Source organism: Macrococcoides goetzii (genome assembly GCF_002742385.2).
Classification (GTDB): Bacteria; Bacillota; Bacilli; order Staphylococcales; family Staphylococcaceae; genus Macrococcoides; species Macrococcoides goetzii.
In genome coordinates, this window is record NZ_MJBI02000005.1 from 1 (window position 1) to 14,294 (window position 14,294).

The window sequence follows — 14,294 nt, forward strand, 5'->3', positions numbered from 1 at the left end:
GTATTAGGCACGCCGCCAGCGTTCATCCTGAGCCAGGATCAAACTCTCCATAATAGTTTGTTTGATAATGCTCTTTGATTGCTTATGGCAATCACTCTTGGGAGTGAACTAAGTTCACTCAAATTATTGGAATTAACGTTGACATATTGTCATTCAGTTTTCAATGTTCATGTTTTAAAAATTTATGGAGCGGGTGATCGGAATCGAACCGACAACATCAGCTTGGAAGGCTGAGGTTTTACCACTAAACTACACCCGCATTATTATTATGTGTTAAAAGCAAAGTGCGACCGAGAGGATTTGAACCTCCACTGGAATACTCCAACTAGGCCCTCAACCTAGCGCGTCTGCCGTTCCGCCACGATCGCGCGTTGGCATGTTCTCACTCGTTATCTCTTTTAACGACAAGATTAAGTATATAATGTTTTGATTAATAAGTCAACAACTTTTTAAAAGTTTTTTTAATTTCTTAAATCTTTTATTAAGATTGTTAATTTATTAAAAGTGACCCCTACGGGATTCGAACCCGTGTTACCGCCGTGAAAGGGCGGTGTCTTAACCGCTTGACCAAGGGGCCGTGTTTTCAACAACGAAATTAATCTTATAATGATTCAGAAATAAAGTCAACACTTTTTATAAAAAAACTTCTCGAATTGTAAACTTTCCTATCAATCCTTTAAAAAATCATTATAAATGACACTAAAATACACAAATGAAAACAGCGCACCCATGGGTACGCTGTGCTTTACCATACTTTTGTTATTGAGATTTCTCCCAAACACTTCGAACATTTATACTTCCCTGTATTCACTTTACGTTTTCTTAAGTAAGTCTGTCCGCATTTTTTACATGCATATGTGTATTTATAACCTTTGACAGAAGGAATCATCTCACAAAATCTAGGCGCTCCAACTTTTTCAGATAGATTTTTAAAGTCTTTATCGCGATGTTTATATCCTTTTCCTGCTAGATGTAAGTGATAATGCACGAGCTCATGTTTAATAATATCAACAACCGCATTCTCGCCGAAAGTAATATATTGCTTCGGATTAATCTCTATATTATGACTGTCCAATAAATATCTGCCACCAGTAGTGCGTAAGCGATTGTTAAATGTCGCAAGATGCTCAAAAGGTTTATCAAAATATTCAATGGAGATACGTTCAACTAGCTGCTGTAAATCACTATTTTGCATTTGGATCCTTCATTGTTAATGCAACTTTACCTTTATCTTCAAAGATATCTTCAATCCACACATCGACAATATCTCCGACTGACACTACATCTGTAGGATGCTTAACAAATTTATTTGATAATTTTGAAATGTGCACTAAACCATCCTGTTTCACGCCAATATCTACAAATGCACCAAAGTCCACTACGTTACGTACAGTACCTGATAATTTCATCCCCTTACGTAAATCTTCTATTGATAGAACATCCGACTTAAGTAACGGTGTTTCAAAATCTTCACGTGGATCTCTTCCAGGTGCAATAAGTGCTGCAATGATATCTTCTAAAGTCGGTACACCGATAGAAAGTTTATCTGATGTTTGTTCCAGATTCAGTTGATTCAGTTTTTCTTTTAATGCATCGGTACCTAAATCCTCAATTGTCATACCAATCGATTCGATTAACGCATATGTCGCATCATAACTTTCAGGGTGTATACCTGTATTATCTAACGGTTCACTACCATCAGGTATTCGCATAAATCCGATACTTTGTTCAAACGTCTTTTTACCGAGCCTCGGAATCTTAGCAATTTCTTTATTATGTTTAATAGGTCCATTCTCTTCACGATGCTTAATGATATTCTCAGCGACTGTAGAAGATAATCCTGAAACATACTGTAATAACGGAGCTGATGCTGTATTTACATTGACTCCAACTTTATTTACTGCAGTTTCTACAACAAATGATAAAGCTTCATTTAACGCTTTTTGGTTAACGTCATGCTGGTATTGGCCTACACCGATAGATTTTGGATCAATTTTCACAAGTTCTGATAACGGATCCTGTACACGGCGACCGATTGAAACCGCACTTCTCTCTTCTACCTGAAAATCAGGAAACTCTTTACGTGCTAGATCACTGGCAGAATAAACTGATGCTCCCGCTTCATTCACGATAATATATTTTACATCTAAATTATTTTCTTTAATAAGTGCTGCAACAAATTGTTCTGATTCACGACTTGCAGTACCGTTACCTATCGCGATTAATTCAACATTGTTCTTTGAAATTAACTCAAGCAGCTTCTTCTTTGATTCTGCTACTTTACTTACTGGGGGATGTGGATAGATAACTGCTTTTTCAACAAATGTACCAAACGCATTGATTACTGCTAATTTACATCCCGTTCTGTAAGCTGGATCTAGACCAAGAATAACTTTACCTTTAAGTGGTGCTTGTAATAAAAGGTTCTCCAAGTTAACAGAGAAAATATCAATCGCCTGTGTTTCAGCTTTTTCGGTTAGTTCATTACGAATTTCACGTTCAATAGATGGTAATATTAAACGCTTTAATGCTTCTTCAATTGCCAGATCAATATATTGATTTGAATCGATTTCTTTTTTTACCATCTGTTTGCGGATATATGTTTTTATACGTGTATCGTCGACATTTACACCTACTTTTAGTACACCTTCTTTTTCACCACGGTTAATCGCAAGTGTACGATGCGGTACAATCTTATTCACTTTTTCTGAGTAGTCATAATACATTTCAAATACTGCTTTTTCATCTTCGGCTTTTTTCTTCTTAGTAGTTACAATCAGACCATTTGTCTCTACAAACTTTAATATGTATTCTCGATACTTCGGCTCATCTGAAATAATTTCAGCAATAATATCAATCGCACCATTGATTGCAGCTTCAACATCTTCAACCTCTTCATTTATAAAGTTTCGAGCCTCACTTACAATATCTTTCCCTTCAAAAGAAAGGATCATCTGTGCCAAAGGCTCAAGACCTTTACGCTTCGCTTCTGTAGCACGTGTCTTCTTCTTTTGTTTAAACGGACGATATAAGTCTTCTACACGTTGAAGCTTGACCTGCTCCATGATTTCCTGACGTAATTCATCTGTAAGCAAACCTTGTGCTTCAATTGTTCGGATCACATCATCTTTTCTTTTCTGTAGTGTTTCCATATAGCGATATTCAGTTTCAATATCTTTAATTTCAACTTCATCTAATCCACCCGTTACTTCTTTACGGTAACGTGCGATAAATGGCACTGTATTCTTTTCTTCTAAAAGGTTCAATACAGATTCAATCTGTTCTTTTTTAAATGGTAATTTTTCAATAATTAAATCAATAATATGTTTTTGCATAGCTGCCTCCTTAAGATACGTATATTTTACCACAATAGAAAAACTGCTGAAAACAATCGCTTGTTATCAGCAGTTTTAATTTAACTTTTTTGAACAGCATCGCGTAACTTTTTAATCGCTGTACGTTGTAACCTTGAAACATGCATTTGACTTAATCCTATTTTCTCGCCTGTTTCTTTTTGGCTTAAACCTTCTATAAATGTGCATTGAATAATTTCTTTTTCACGATCAGACAAAATCGGTAATACTTTTTCTAAGATCATACGCTTTTCAGTTAATTCATAACCTTCTTCAGTATCACCCATTACATCAAGTAATGTCACTGTTGAGCCATCTTTATCAGCTTCGATAGAATGATCGACACTCAGTGCATTATAACTTTGACCCATCTCCATTGCTTCCAATACTTCTTCTTCAGATGCTTCAATATAGTCAGCAATTTCTTTAATCTTAGGAGAACGGCCGAGTTCATTTGTTAACTCATCTGTCGCTTTCTTTATCTTTGGCCCGATTTCTTTGATACGTCTCGGTACGTGAACACTCCACGTTTTATCTCTTAAATATCGTTTGATTTCTCCAATGACTGTCGGCACTAAAAACGCTTCAAATTTACGGTCAAAACTTACATCAAATCGGTTAATGGCACCAAGTAAGCCGACCATACCGACCTGTACTAAATCTTCATGATGACTTTGACCTTTTGAATAGCGATATGCTAATGATTCAACTAACTTCTTATAATGCATAACAAGTTCGTTTTGAGCCATTTCATCTTTAGTATCTTGATAAAGCTTTATCCAAGCATTTATCTCTTCTGGAGTAACATCATTATAATTAGAACTGGTCATGAAGTTACACCTACTCCCCCGCAATATACTTTGTCATACTAATTGTAACACCGCTATCTTTCTTAACATTTACTTCATCCATTAATGATTCGATTAAGAATAATCCTAATCCACCTTCACGAATAAAATCGATATTTTCATTTTCCTGGTATGGTCCTAATTCTAATTTAGCACGTTCATAATCAAAGCTAGTACCAGAATCAGAAACGATTACTTCTACTTTGTCTTCAAAAATTACATAACCAACTAATACATCGCCTTTAACATCACCTTTGTAGGCATGTTTCACTGCATTGGTAACAGCTTCACTGACAGCAATCTTAGTGTCTTCGATATCATCGTATGAAGCGCCAGCTCTATTTAAAATACCTGATAATGTTAATCGTACTAAGCCCACGTACTCAGCGGCTGCAGGAAATCTCATTTCGACATAATCATATGTTTTTTCCATATTATTCTCCCTCCACCGGCTGGTTAACATGCATAAGATCTTTTAAACCTGTAATATCAAATAATCGTTCTATACGACTATTTACACCTAATACATACAACTCTTTATTGTTTTTATTGAGTTCTTTTAATGTACCAACAAATAAGCCTAAGCCAGTACTATCCATATATGTAACTTCATCAATATGTAAATGAATATCATGTGTTCCTGCACTTCTGATAGGGACTAATACTTCTTGTAATTGTGGCACAGTTGCAACATCTAACTCTCCTGCGACTTTAATCTGATAAAAACCTTCTTGTTCAATCGTATCGATAGTTAAGTTCATGAATATTCTCCTTAAAATCATAAAATTTATAAATACTTAAAATATTATAGTATAAATATGAATACCCCCAACTTGAGGATATAAACACATTATTTTGTTCTTTTTATAATTAATATTGTTAAATCATCTCTTTTTTTAGGATCACCTATCGCAATCAGTTGTTCATAGACCACTTGAACGATATCTTGCGGATGCAAATCTTTGTATTGATAAATGAAACCTAAGAGTTCTTTAGTCGTGATAAAATCACCATTCAGATGACGTATTTCAGATACACCATCCGTATAGACAATGACCATATCACCAATCTCCAGCTCCAGCTCTTCTTGATCATATCGCGTTGATGGATGTACACCAAGTACTAAACCACGTGCATCCAGTTCTTCAAAAGAATCACTTTTTTTACGATAAACGTATCCCGGCTCATGTCCAGCAGATGCATAATAGAATTTATTGTTAATTTCTTCGTATAAACCGTAGAACATTGTGACAAACATGTTTTGGTTAACATTCTTTTCGACTACGCGATTTAATCGTTTTAAACCATCACTTGGCAACTGACTGTGACCATATGAATCCATACCGAACTTAATCATACTCATCGCAAGTGCTGCAGGAATTCCCTTCCCGATGACATCAGCGACAGCAAAGCTCATCGTACCATCTTTATGATCAATTAAGTTAAAGTAATCCCCATTAACGCGATGTGCCGGCACACTAATAGCACCAATCTGAACGTTATTAAGATGTGGAATTTGCGTTTTTAACATCGTCGTTTGTAAGCTCGCCGCTAAATCCATTTCTTTATCATGCGCTTCCATCATTCTAACGAGCGCTTTATAATCTCGGTATGAAAATCCAAAACCGATAATCATCTCTGTTAATACATCCATCGCATAATGCTGTTCAATCGCGTTATAACCAGATTCGACAACGATATCTTTATGAAGTATCACGATTTCTTCAGGCGATATATCAAGTTCAATCGCTTCAAAGCTTAATGTCTGAACATCTTCTAATGCTGTTTCATCTTTATGCTCGATATATTGTTTAAGAATTTGAGTATATCTTTCGACAATCTTGTCAATTTGACGCATCCAACTTTCCTCCCTATAAACCTTAAAAGAGACTTTAAGATAACTTATGTTAGCCTAAAGTCTCCGAGTCATCAATAGATAAATTAAGACTAATTGCTAGTGCTGCATCAACTTCCTCCATCTTCTCTTTTGGCAGGTAAGTCAACTTTTCAATAAGTCGATTTTTATCAATTGTTCTTATTTGTTCTAATAAAATCACAGAATCTTTATCTAGATGATGATTGGTCTTACCAATCTCTACGTGGGTTGGGATTTTTGATTTATTGATTTTTGCAGTGATTGCTGCAACTATAACCGTCGGACTATATTTATTTCCTATATCATTTTGAATGATTACTACAGGTCGTTTACCGCCTTGCTCTGAACCCTTAACAGGTGACAAATCAGCTAAATAAACATCGCCGCGTTTCATTTATTCACCATCAGTTTGTACTGACATATGTTCCACATTATCATACACTTCACATTCAAGGAGATAATGTTCTGAAGCAATTAACAGGTTAATTTCAGCCATTGATTGATAACCTTCAATCAACTGTTGTTCTTGTAGTTTACTCATCTTTTCTCCTCCAGTTACACGATTAACATAATTTTATCAAAAAATTTGTGACCGTACCATTTTTATTTTAATAATTCATTATATTTTTCGACCGAACCGTCAGTATTATAAAATTTAGGTAATCTTCTACTTAAACTTGTCAACACTTCATAACTAATCGTTCCGAGTTGCGCTGCCACCTGTTCAATAGATTGCTTGCTATCCGTATGATGATCGATGATGATTGCTTGTGTGCCAACAGGTGTGCCTTTAGGTACACGCGCTATAAACTGATCCATACATATACGACCGATAATTTCAGCATCAGTTCCTGCAAGATTAATTTTATATCCCTGCAACTTTCGATTTAATCCATCTGCATATCCTAACGGGAATGTCGCAACTGTTTCTTCATGTTCAGCAGTGTACGTCGCACCATAACTTATAGTATCACCAGCCTGTATATCTTTAACGAAATTCACTGTAGAAACAAGCTGCATCGCTGGCTTTAGTTTAAGTTTAGAAATGCTGCGAATATATTCAGAAGGATAGTAACCATATAAACTAATACCTAAGCGTATAGCTGTACATGCTGAAGCATCAAAACGTAAAGCTGCTGCACTATTTTGACAATGAATATATGGTGGCATTTCATTTGAATGAACGATATCTATAAATTTACTGTATGCAACTGACGCACTGTCATTCTCTTCATCAGCACAACTAAAATGCGTATATACACCTTCAAAGATTGTTTTATCGTGCGCTTGAACAAGATCAACAACTTGTTGATATTCTTGCTTATCACGCATGCCAATGCGACCCATTCCAGTATCCACTTTTAAATGCACCCAGAATGGTTTGTCGTCTTCGTCCAGTAACCGAAGTGCCTCTTCTAACCAGGTTAATCCTGGCACAGTTAACGCTAATCTATGTTGACTTGCTTTATGTATATCTTTTGGTTCAATAATACCTAATACTAAAATTTTAGCTTTAATACCGTGCATCCTTAATTCAATTGCTTCATCAAGCGTTGCAACTGCAAAAAATTCAGCACCTTGATTATAAAGGTGTGTAGCTATTTGTACCGAGCCTAGCCCATATCCATTTGCTTTAACTACTGCGATAACCGTCTTATTAGGATGTAATCTACCTACAGCTTTAAAGTTTTCATTGATCGCATCAAGATCAACATTGACGAAACTCGGTCTATATATCCTGTCACTCATCTCTCTCACCCCATCATTTAATACTCAAATTTTATCATACTTTTTGGAATAATCCATTATTCCTCTATCACAACATAAGCTGTTGCTACAGTTTCCGAATGTGCGATGCTCACATGTGCATCACTACCTACAATATAAGGCTTTCCATTATCATCATTTAAACAACAGATTTGATTGAATCTAAGTTGACCAATACCTGTGCCTAATGCTTTACTATAGGCTTCCTTAACACAGAACCTGCCCGCAAAAAATTCAATCTTACGTTTTTCACTTTCAAAATGATCATACAGTTCGATTTCTTTCGGATGCAAAATACGGTCAATCATCTTTTTATTTTCAAGTGATTTACGAATGCGCTCTAATTCAATAATATCTGTTCCAATACCTTTAATCATGACTTCTCCTTACATCGAGGTTGTTCATTTTTTGATGGATATATGCTTTTAATGTTTCGGCTTCATGTTCATGGACATAAGGTATTTCCATATCATTTTCTGCGGTAATAATTTTTAATGACTTAATATTAAAACGCTTCATGATAGGACCTTGCTCCATTTCAACATTTTGAATCGTTACATAAGGCACAATCAACTTTTCTTTATTCCAGATGCCGTTTAATGTTGTAATTTCTTCTTCTCCTAATTGAAATAGTGACGTTTCATAAGTCAGTTTAGGAAATACAAAGAAATCCAGAACAAAGATTATCAATCCGATTAATGCTATTCCGATAAATACATATGGATGAATCGGAATAAAATTTTTAAATTGAATAAACCATAAAACTGCTAAGACAATTAAAAAGACACTTGCGGTTAAACATGCACCAATCTTCATTAATTTTAGACTATCTCTATGCATCTTATTCATATTGACGTCGCTCCTTTAACAAGAACCAATCATAGATGTTTGCAGCATCAACTTGTTCAATATAATCTAAACTGCATTGTATACTGTTACTTCCTGATGAAATGCCTAAACCAACATTTCTTAAATCTGCACGATTCATAAATGGTGTGGATGATACTTCTAACCCGATAATGTTCTCTTCTTTAATAAAAGAAGTTTGCATTACAAATACACCACCATTACGCACATTAATCTGATCATCTAAAATTATATAGCCTGAATTTTTATATTTGATAAATGCCGTAATAAGGGTTAACACCATCAGCAGAATAACAATCAGCCATGTATATTCAAACCAGTAATACTGAATGATGCCACCAACAATTAATAATATTACCCAGGAAACCTGGAAGTATCTGCGTATACTGCGCTTTGGAATAACTTTGTTCACTTCATCAAATTGATACTTCGGAACGAGTCTTTGAATCAATTGATACGCATCATCACGATTAATAAATGGTAGTACTTCTTCATCACCTAAAATGCTGTCTTCTGAACCTTTCATTTCACTCGTTGTAGTAACGACAAATGATGTTTTATTCAATAACTTTCTAAGATAACTTTGTTTTTCTGTGACTTTCTGAATATTTTTTACAGCGATGTATTTATTTTTTCGTTCGAACAAACCATATTTAATATTGATTAACTCACCGTCAAACTTCACAGTATATTGATGATATTTAAGTGCAGTAATAAATACCCCGATAACATAGCTAAATAACAATGCCACTAGTATGATAATACCTACCATCATATAACTTTCTCCAACGATACTTTCCAATTTATCCAAATATCTATCCAAATTAAATATGTCATTCACCTGAGAATAAATCGCACTCACAACCGCAATGACCGTAAACATTGATGCACTTGTTGAACTCATCATGATAAGATCGGCAAATGATAATTGATAAATTGTTTCATAAGACTTTTCGTCGTATTTAATTACATCCTCTTCTTCAGGATTTTCTACTAGACTATCATGTACAACGGCACCCTGTTGCAATTGAAATTTACGCTGATTAATATACTCACTTAAAGTTTGAGCATCATTCTTTCCTATACTATTCAATTCAATCCCGTCACCCGCTGTTTTAATATGCATGATGACACCACCGAGTAATTGATTCGCAATCCCCGCTGAAGAATCCATCGTCTGAATTTTACCGATATAAATTTCTTTAACCGTACGACTGATAATACCCTTTTGAAGCATTAATTTATCATCTTCAATCCAGTATTTTGTTATCTTTGCTTCAATCATACTAAATATCGCACTCAGTAAAGTAAATAATAAAATCAAGATAGCAAAGCCATTATCTAGTAGCGCCTCTTTAGAGAAACCATCTTTGATGATTAAGAACAACCCAAAACCTATCGGAAAGATATTACTTTTTAAAGATTTAAGCAGATTAGATAGATACGTAGAATAATGAAGTGATTTTTTAGTTGAGTCCATATTGAATCTCCTTAATTCTTGCAATAATACGTTCCGCTACCGCTTCAGCTTCTTTCGTTTCCATATAAGGTAGAACAACCATATCTCCACGTGTATAGACAGTAACAACTGCAAGATTAAATTTTTTCATGATAAATCCTTGTTCAATCTTTACTGACTGCATCAAATCTAGCGGTACAATCTTTCTGCTCATGAAGAAAGCCCCGCTACTCATTTCAAGTGTAGCCTGATTGAGCTGATAGCGTGTGTATTTATAACTTAAGAAAATACCGAGTGAAAGAATATAGATGGGAATTAGCATCAACAAGAATATTAAGTATGTATAACGCCATTCATACAACCAATTGATGCCAAAATACAATCCGGTACAGATGGCTAAAGTAAATAACGCAAAAACGCTCCATTTAATACGTCTGTATACAGGAGTATTTGCAGGTTGTGCATGTGGTAACGGTTCAAAATACAATTCAATCGCCTCCATTTATGTAAATTATAACAAAGAACATAAGATTTTCATAAGGTGAGTATTATATGTGAAGTTTGTCTCTGTTTTTTTGTGAGGAAGTGGCGTGAGATTCATTTTGAAGACACTTACTCACACTTGTTTCTAGTTTCGTTTGCGGAAGTGGCGGCAAATTCATTTTGAAGACACTTACTCACGCTCACTTCTAGTTTTCTATACGGAAGTGGCGGCAAATTCATTTTGAAGACACTTACTCACACTCACTTCTAGTTTTCTATACGGAAGTGGCGGCAAATTCATTTTGAAGACACTTACTCACACTCACTTCTGGTTTTCTACTCGGAAGTGGCGGCAAATTCATTTTGAAGACACTTACTCACACCCACTTCTGATTTTCTACACGGAAGTGGCGGCAAATTCATTTTGAAGACACTTACTCACACCCCAGTCAAACAAAAACAAAAAAACACCTCAAACTAATCACTTCGATTAATTTAAGGTGTTCAAAATAACTATTTATTTTTTATGGTCTGCAAATGTTCTTGCTTTAAAAGGTTTTTTTCCACCTTTTGAAGCACCTGCTTTACCAGCACGGTCGAACGATTTACGACGGTTATCTTTACCGCCATCTTTAGAACGACTGCGAGATCCGCCTGGACGTCCGCTGTTTCCACCACGGCCACGACCATAAGATTTACCGCTTCCGCCTTTACGGCCAAGTGGTTTTTCGAATGTTAATTGTACATCCACATCGTTGTTAGATTTAATTAATTCTTGTAATAATGAGGCTACTAATTTCACATCACCATGTTCGTTAATTAATTCCTGAGCGATTGATTCGATACGCGCTTCAGTATCTTTTTCAACCCATCCTTTAACTTTCGTCTTAACATCTAATTCACGCGCTTTCATTACTTCACCAGGTGTTGGTGGACGTAATGCAGTCATCGTACGATTTTTAGATTTTTCGATTTGACGGATGTAATCCATTTCAACCGGGTTAACGAATGAAATCGCCATACCATGTTTACCAGCACGGCCAGTACGTCCAATACGGTGTGTATAACTTTCAACATCTTGAGGAATATCAAAGTTATAAACGTGTGATACGCCAGAAATATCTAATCCACGTGCAGCAACGTCTGTTGCAACAAGGATGTCAATTTGGTCGTTTTTAAATTTCTTAAGTACTTCTAAACGTTTCGCTTGAGTGATGTCACCATGTAAACCTTCTGCACGGTATCCTTTAGAGATTAACGCACTTGTTAACTCATCTACACGACGTTTCGTACGTCCGAATACGATTGCAAGTTCAGGTTGATGAACATCTAAGAAGTTCGTGAATGTATCAAACTTCTCTAATTCTTTAACGATTGTGTAATGCTCGTCGATATCAGGGTTTGAATCAACGTTTGTCATTGTCTTAACAATGATAGGATCTTTCATGAACTTTTGAACTAGCTCTTGAATGGCTCTCGGCATTGTTGCTGAGAATAACATTGTTTGACGTTGTTCTTTCGGTAATTTATCCATGATAAAACGCATATCATCGATGAATCCCATGTTCATCATTTCATCCGCTTCATCTAAAATTAACGTATTGATATCTTCAGTTTTTAACGTACGACGGTTTAAATGATCGATTACACGACCAGGTGTCCCAACTACGATTTGGGGTTTCTTTTTTAATTCTCTAATTTGACGGTCAATCGGCATTCCACCGAATACTGTCGCTACTTGAATTCCTTGTCCACGACTAAATGCTTTTAATTGTTCAGCAACCTGGACTGCTAATTCACGTGTAGGAGCAAGAATTAAACTTTTGATCCCCTCTTGGCCTCTAACTTTTTCAATTAAAGGAATTCCAAAAGCACCAGTTTTACCAGTACCAGTTTGCGCTTGGCCTAATACGTCACGGCCTGCCATCGTATGAGGGATACTATCCGTTTGAATCGGTGTAGGTTCTGTAAATCCCATTTTCTCCAGCGCATTTATGGTAGGTTCGCTGATACCTAGGTCTCTAAATTTTTGCAATATTATTTCTCCTTTTATCTTTCATAAATTACGCCTCTATAGTGTGCGCATTCGACTTGTCCTCATGGCACAGAGTAATTTTCCACCCTCTTGCCTATTCAACTTCTCTATCTTAGCACCTATCGTATATTTTTACAATCAATACAATTGTAAATACAAGTTTAAAAACATAAAAAAATGACTGTAAGCTATACAGTCATTCATTTTATATGGACCGGAAATATTTTTTATTTATTTTATTTATTACGTTATTTATCCCACAATCATTTAAATGAGATGATTAATAATCGTTTCAAGCGCCATGCCGCGGCTTGCTTTAAATAGTATAACCGTTTCTGGATTTAAATATGGTATAAGTGCTTCTTCCAGTGCTTCTTTCGTTTCAAAATGCATAGCATGCGTGAAACCTTGTGCTTTATCATGAATGTATTTTGCCTCAGTGCCAACAGTAAATAAATGATCGATTGATTTATTTTTAAAATAAGCACCTACAGCTTCATGATACATTTTTGAATCAGGACCGAGTTCTAACACATCGCTAAATACGATAATCTTCGTCGGAACATCCATAATTGATAACGTATCAATAGAAGCACGCATGCTCGTCGGACTTGCATTATACGCATCATTTATTAAACGGGCTTTATTCTGGCCGATAATTTGTTCCATGCGCATATTCGTTAAATGCAGATGTCCTAAATTATTATTTATTACTGCGTCACTTAATCCAAGTAAACGACCAATTGCGATTGCAATCGTTGCATTGCGCGCATTATGTGCTCCAAGTGTCGGAATGCTAAATTGCGCTGCTCCCACTTTAAAAGCAATACTTCTTTCAGATGCTTGTAAGTCATGAATGTAAAAATCATTATCCTGATTAAAGCCGATACTTTTAAATTCACCATCAGTCTTATCTACTAATTCATTTAGTAATGGTTCATCGCCATCATAAAATAATGGCCCCTTTAATCCTTCAGTAATTTCAAACTTAGCTTGTGCAATACCAGCGCGTGACCCTAAGTCACGCATATGACTTTCGCCAATATTAGTAATCGCAGCAATATCAGGTTGTACGAGATTTGATAAAAATGCAATCTCACCAAATCCTGACATCCCCATCTCTAAAATAGAAATTTCTGTATCTTCATCTAATTGACATAGCGTAATCGGCAGACCAATTTCATTATTGTAGTTCCCCTGCGTTTTCTTAACTTTAAAATTCGGTGCTAAAACAACTTCTACCATATCTTTTGTAGAGGTTTTACCGTTACTGCCTGTAATCGCAATAACTTTCGGATTTACTTCTTCTAAATAAGCTTTACCGATTGCCTGTAATGCACTTAAAGTATCTTCGACCACAACTAGCGGCAAACCTTCAGGCATATTTGGTGCATCACTTTGCCATAAAGCAGCTGCAGCCCCACTTTCAATTGCCTGCGCCACATATTGATGTCCATCAACATGTTCACCTTTAAAAGGGATAAACAATACATCCTCATTAATATGTCTCGAATCAATTGATACGCCATCGATTAACACATCATGATTTCCTTTTACTGTGCCATTCGTTTGTTCTGCAATCCATTGTAAATTTCTTTTTATCATC

Annotated in this window: 15 protein-coding genes and 3 tRNA genes; all 18 read right to left on the reverse strand. The window is 35.7% G+C overall.

Annotation, left to right across the window (positions count from 1 at the left end; genetic code table 11):
* Window positions 1-185: 185 nt before the first annotated feature.
* A tRNA-Gly gene (locus BFS35_RS10215) sits at window positions 186-259 on the reverse strand.
* Between the two features lie 26 nt (window positions 260-285).
* Window positions 286-368: transfer RNA gene (locus BFS35_RS10220), tRNA-Leu, on the reverse strand.
* A gap of 137 nt (window positions 369-505) precedes the next feature.
* Window positions 506-577: transfer RNA gene (locus tag BFS35_RS10225), tRNA-Glu, on the reverse strand.
* Window positions 578-745: 168 nt separating this feature from the next.
* Window positions 746-1,195 (reverse strand): SprT family protein, encoded by a 450-nt coding sequence (locus BFS35_RS10230; RefSeq protein WP_099581369.1) that lies wholly within the window; start codon window positions 1,193-1,195, stop codon window positions 746-748.
* Window positions 1,185-3,335 (reverse strand): Tex family protein, encoded by a 2,151-nt coding sequence (locus BFS35_RS10235; protein WP_099581371.1) that lies wholly within the window; start codon window positions 3,333-3,335, stop codon window positions 1,185-1,187. Before BFS35_RS10235 ends, BFS35_RS10230 begins: the two co-directional genes overlap by 11 nt.
* Before the next feature lie 80 nt (window positions 3,336-3,415).
* Complete coding sequence (gene sigB / locus BFS35_RS10240) at window positions 3,416-4,183, reverse strand: RNA polymerase sigma factor SigB (RefSeq protein WP_099581373.1); 768 nt, start codon at window positions 4,181-4,183, stop codon at window positions 3,416-3,418.
* Between the two features lie 10 nt (window positions 4,184-4,193).
* Window positions 4,194-4,634: an anti-sigma B factor RsbW gene (rsbW, locus tag BFS35_RS10245; RefSeq protein WP_099581375.1), complete on the reverse strand. Its 441-nt coding sequence runs from the start codon at window positions 4,632-4,634 to the stop codon at window positions 4,194-4,196.
* 1 nt (window position 4,635) lies between these two features.
* Window positions 4,636-4,962, reverse strand: coding sequence for an anti-sigma factor antagonist (locus BFS35_RS10250; RefSeq protein ID WP_099581377.1), 327 nt, complete (start codon window positions 4,960-4,962; stop codon window positions 4,636-4,638).
* 89 nt (window positions 4,963-5,051) lie between these two features.
* On the reverse strand, window positions 5,052-6,050 hold the full coding sequence (locus tag BFS35_RS10255) for a SpoIIE family protein phosphatase (RefSeq protein WP_205757159.1): 999 nt from the start codon (window positions 6,048-6,050) through the stop codon (window positions 5,052-5,054).
* A gap of 58 nt (window positions 6,051-6,108) precedes the next feature.
* The gene (locus BFS35_RS10260) at window positions 6,109-6,471 is read right to left on the reverse strand and encodes a type II toxin-antitoxin system PemK/MazF family toxin (protein WP_096078043.1); all 363 of its coding nucleotides are present in this window, start codon (window positions 6,469-6,471) and stop codon (window positions 6,109-6,111) included.
* On the reverse strand, window positions 6,472-6,618 hold the full coding sequence (locus BFS35_RS13815; RefSeq protein ID WP_158554301.1) for a hypothetical protein: 147 nt from the start codon (window positions 6,616-6,618) through the stop codon (window positions 6,472-6,474). It abuts the gene before it with no gap.
* Window positions 6,619-6,680: 62 nt separating this feature from the next.
* Complete coding sequence (gene alr / locus BFS35_RS10265) at window positions 6,681-7,826, reverse strand: alanine racemase (RefSeq protein WP_099581381.1); 1,146 nt, start codon at window positions 7,824-7,826, stop codon at window positions 6,681-6,683.
* Between the two features lie 56 nt (window positions 7,827-7,882).
* Window positions 7,883-8,221 carry a holo-ACP synthase gene (gene acpS / locus BFS35_RS10270; RefSeq protein WP_099581383.1) on the reverse strand — a complete coding sequence of 113 codons (339 nt, stop codon included), beginning with the start codon at window positions 8,219-8,221 and terminating at the stop codon, window positions 7,883-7,885.
* Window positions 8,214-8,693 carry a PH domain-containing protein gene (locus BFS35_RS10275; RefSeq protein ID WP_099581385.1) on the reverse strand — a complete coding sequence of 160 codons (480 nt, stop codon included), beginning with the start codon at window positions 8,691-8,693 and terminating at the stop codon, window positions 8,214-8,216. The genes acpS and BFS35_RS10275 overlap by 8 nt, the downstream gene beginning before the upstream one ends.
* A complete protein-coding gene (locus BFS35_RS10280; RefSeq protein ID WP_099581387.1) occupies window positions 8,686-10,191 on the reverse strand; it encodes a PH domain-containing protein in 1,506 nt (501 codons plus the stop codon). Before BFS35_RS10280 ends, BFS35_RS10275 begins: the two co-directional genes overlap by 8 nt.
* Window positions 10,178-10,657, reverse strand: a complete 480-nt coding sequence (locus BFS35_RS10285) for a PH domain-containing protein (RefSeq protein ID WP_158554302.1) — start codon at window positions 10,655-10,657, stop codon at window positions 10,178-10,180. Before BFS35_RS10285 ends, BFS35_RS10280 begins: the two co-directional genes overlap by 14 nt.
* A 513-nt stretch (window positions 10,658-11,170) precedes the next feature.
* A complete protein-coding gene (locus BFS35_RS10290; RefSeq protein WP_099581391.1) occupies window positions 11,171-12,688 on the reverse strand; it encodes a DEAD/DEAH box helicase in 1,518 nt (505 codons plus the stop codon).
* A gap of 267 nt (window positions 12,689-12,955) precedes the next feature.
* Window positions 12,956-14,293, reverse strand: a complete 1,338-nt coding sequence (locus BFS35_RS10295) for a UDP-N-acetylmuramoyl-tripeptide--D-alanyl-D-alanine ligase (protein ID WP_099581393.1) — start codon at window positions 14,291-14,293, stop codon at window positions 12,956-12,958.
* Between the last annotated feature and the right edge of the window lies 1 nt (window position 14,294).

Bases quoted from the DNA above. Each gene is read 5' to 3' on its own strand.
- sigB (WP_099581373.1), bottom strand. From the start codon at position 4,183: ATGACCAGTTCTAATTATAATGATGTTACTCCAGAAGAGATAAATGCT.
- BFS35_RS10235 (WP_099581371.1), bottom strand. From the start codon at position 3,335: ATGCAAAAACATATTATTGATTTAATTATTGAAAAATTACCATTTAAA.
- BFS35_RS10250 (WP_099581377.1), bottom strand. From the start codon at position 4,962: ATGAACTTAACTATCGATACGATTGAACAAGAAGGTTTTTATCAGATT.
- alr (WP_099581381.1), bottom strand. From the start codon at position 7,826: ATGAGTGACAGGATATATAGACCGAGTTTCGTCAATGTTGATCTTGAT.
- BFS35_RS10280 (WP_099581387.1), bottom strand. From the start codon at position 10,191: ATGGACTCAACTAAAAAATCACTTCATTATTCTACGTATCTATCTAAT.
- rsbW (WP_099581375.1), bottom strand. From the start codon at position 4,634: ATGGAAAAAACATATGATTATGTCGAAATGAGATTTCCTGCAGCCGCT.
- BFS35_RS13815 (WP_158554301.1), bottom strand. From the start codon at position 6,618: ATGAGTAAACTACAAGAACAACAGTTGATTGAAGGTTATCAATCAATG.
- BFS35_RS10230 (WP_099581369.1), bottom strand. From the start codon at position 1,195: ATGCAAAATAGTGATTTACAGCAGCTAGTTGAACGTATCTCCATTGAA.
- acpS (WP_099581383.1), bottom strand. From the start codon at position 8,221: ATGATTAAAGGTATTGGAACAGATATTATTGAATTAGAGCGCATTCGT.
- BFS35_RS10295 (WP_099581393.1), bottom strand. From the start codon at position 14,293: ATGATAAAAAGAAATTTACAATGGATTGCAGAACAAACGAATGGCACA.
- BFS35_RS10260 (WP_096078043.1), bottom strand. From the start codon at position 6,471: ATGAAACGCGGCGATGTTTATTTAGCTGATTTGTCACCTGTTAAGGGT.
- BFS35_RS10275 (WP_099581385.1), bottom strand. From the start codon at position 8,693: ATGAATAAGATGCATAGAGATAGTCTAAAATTAATGAAGATTGGTGCA.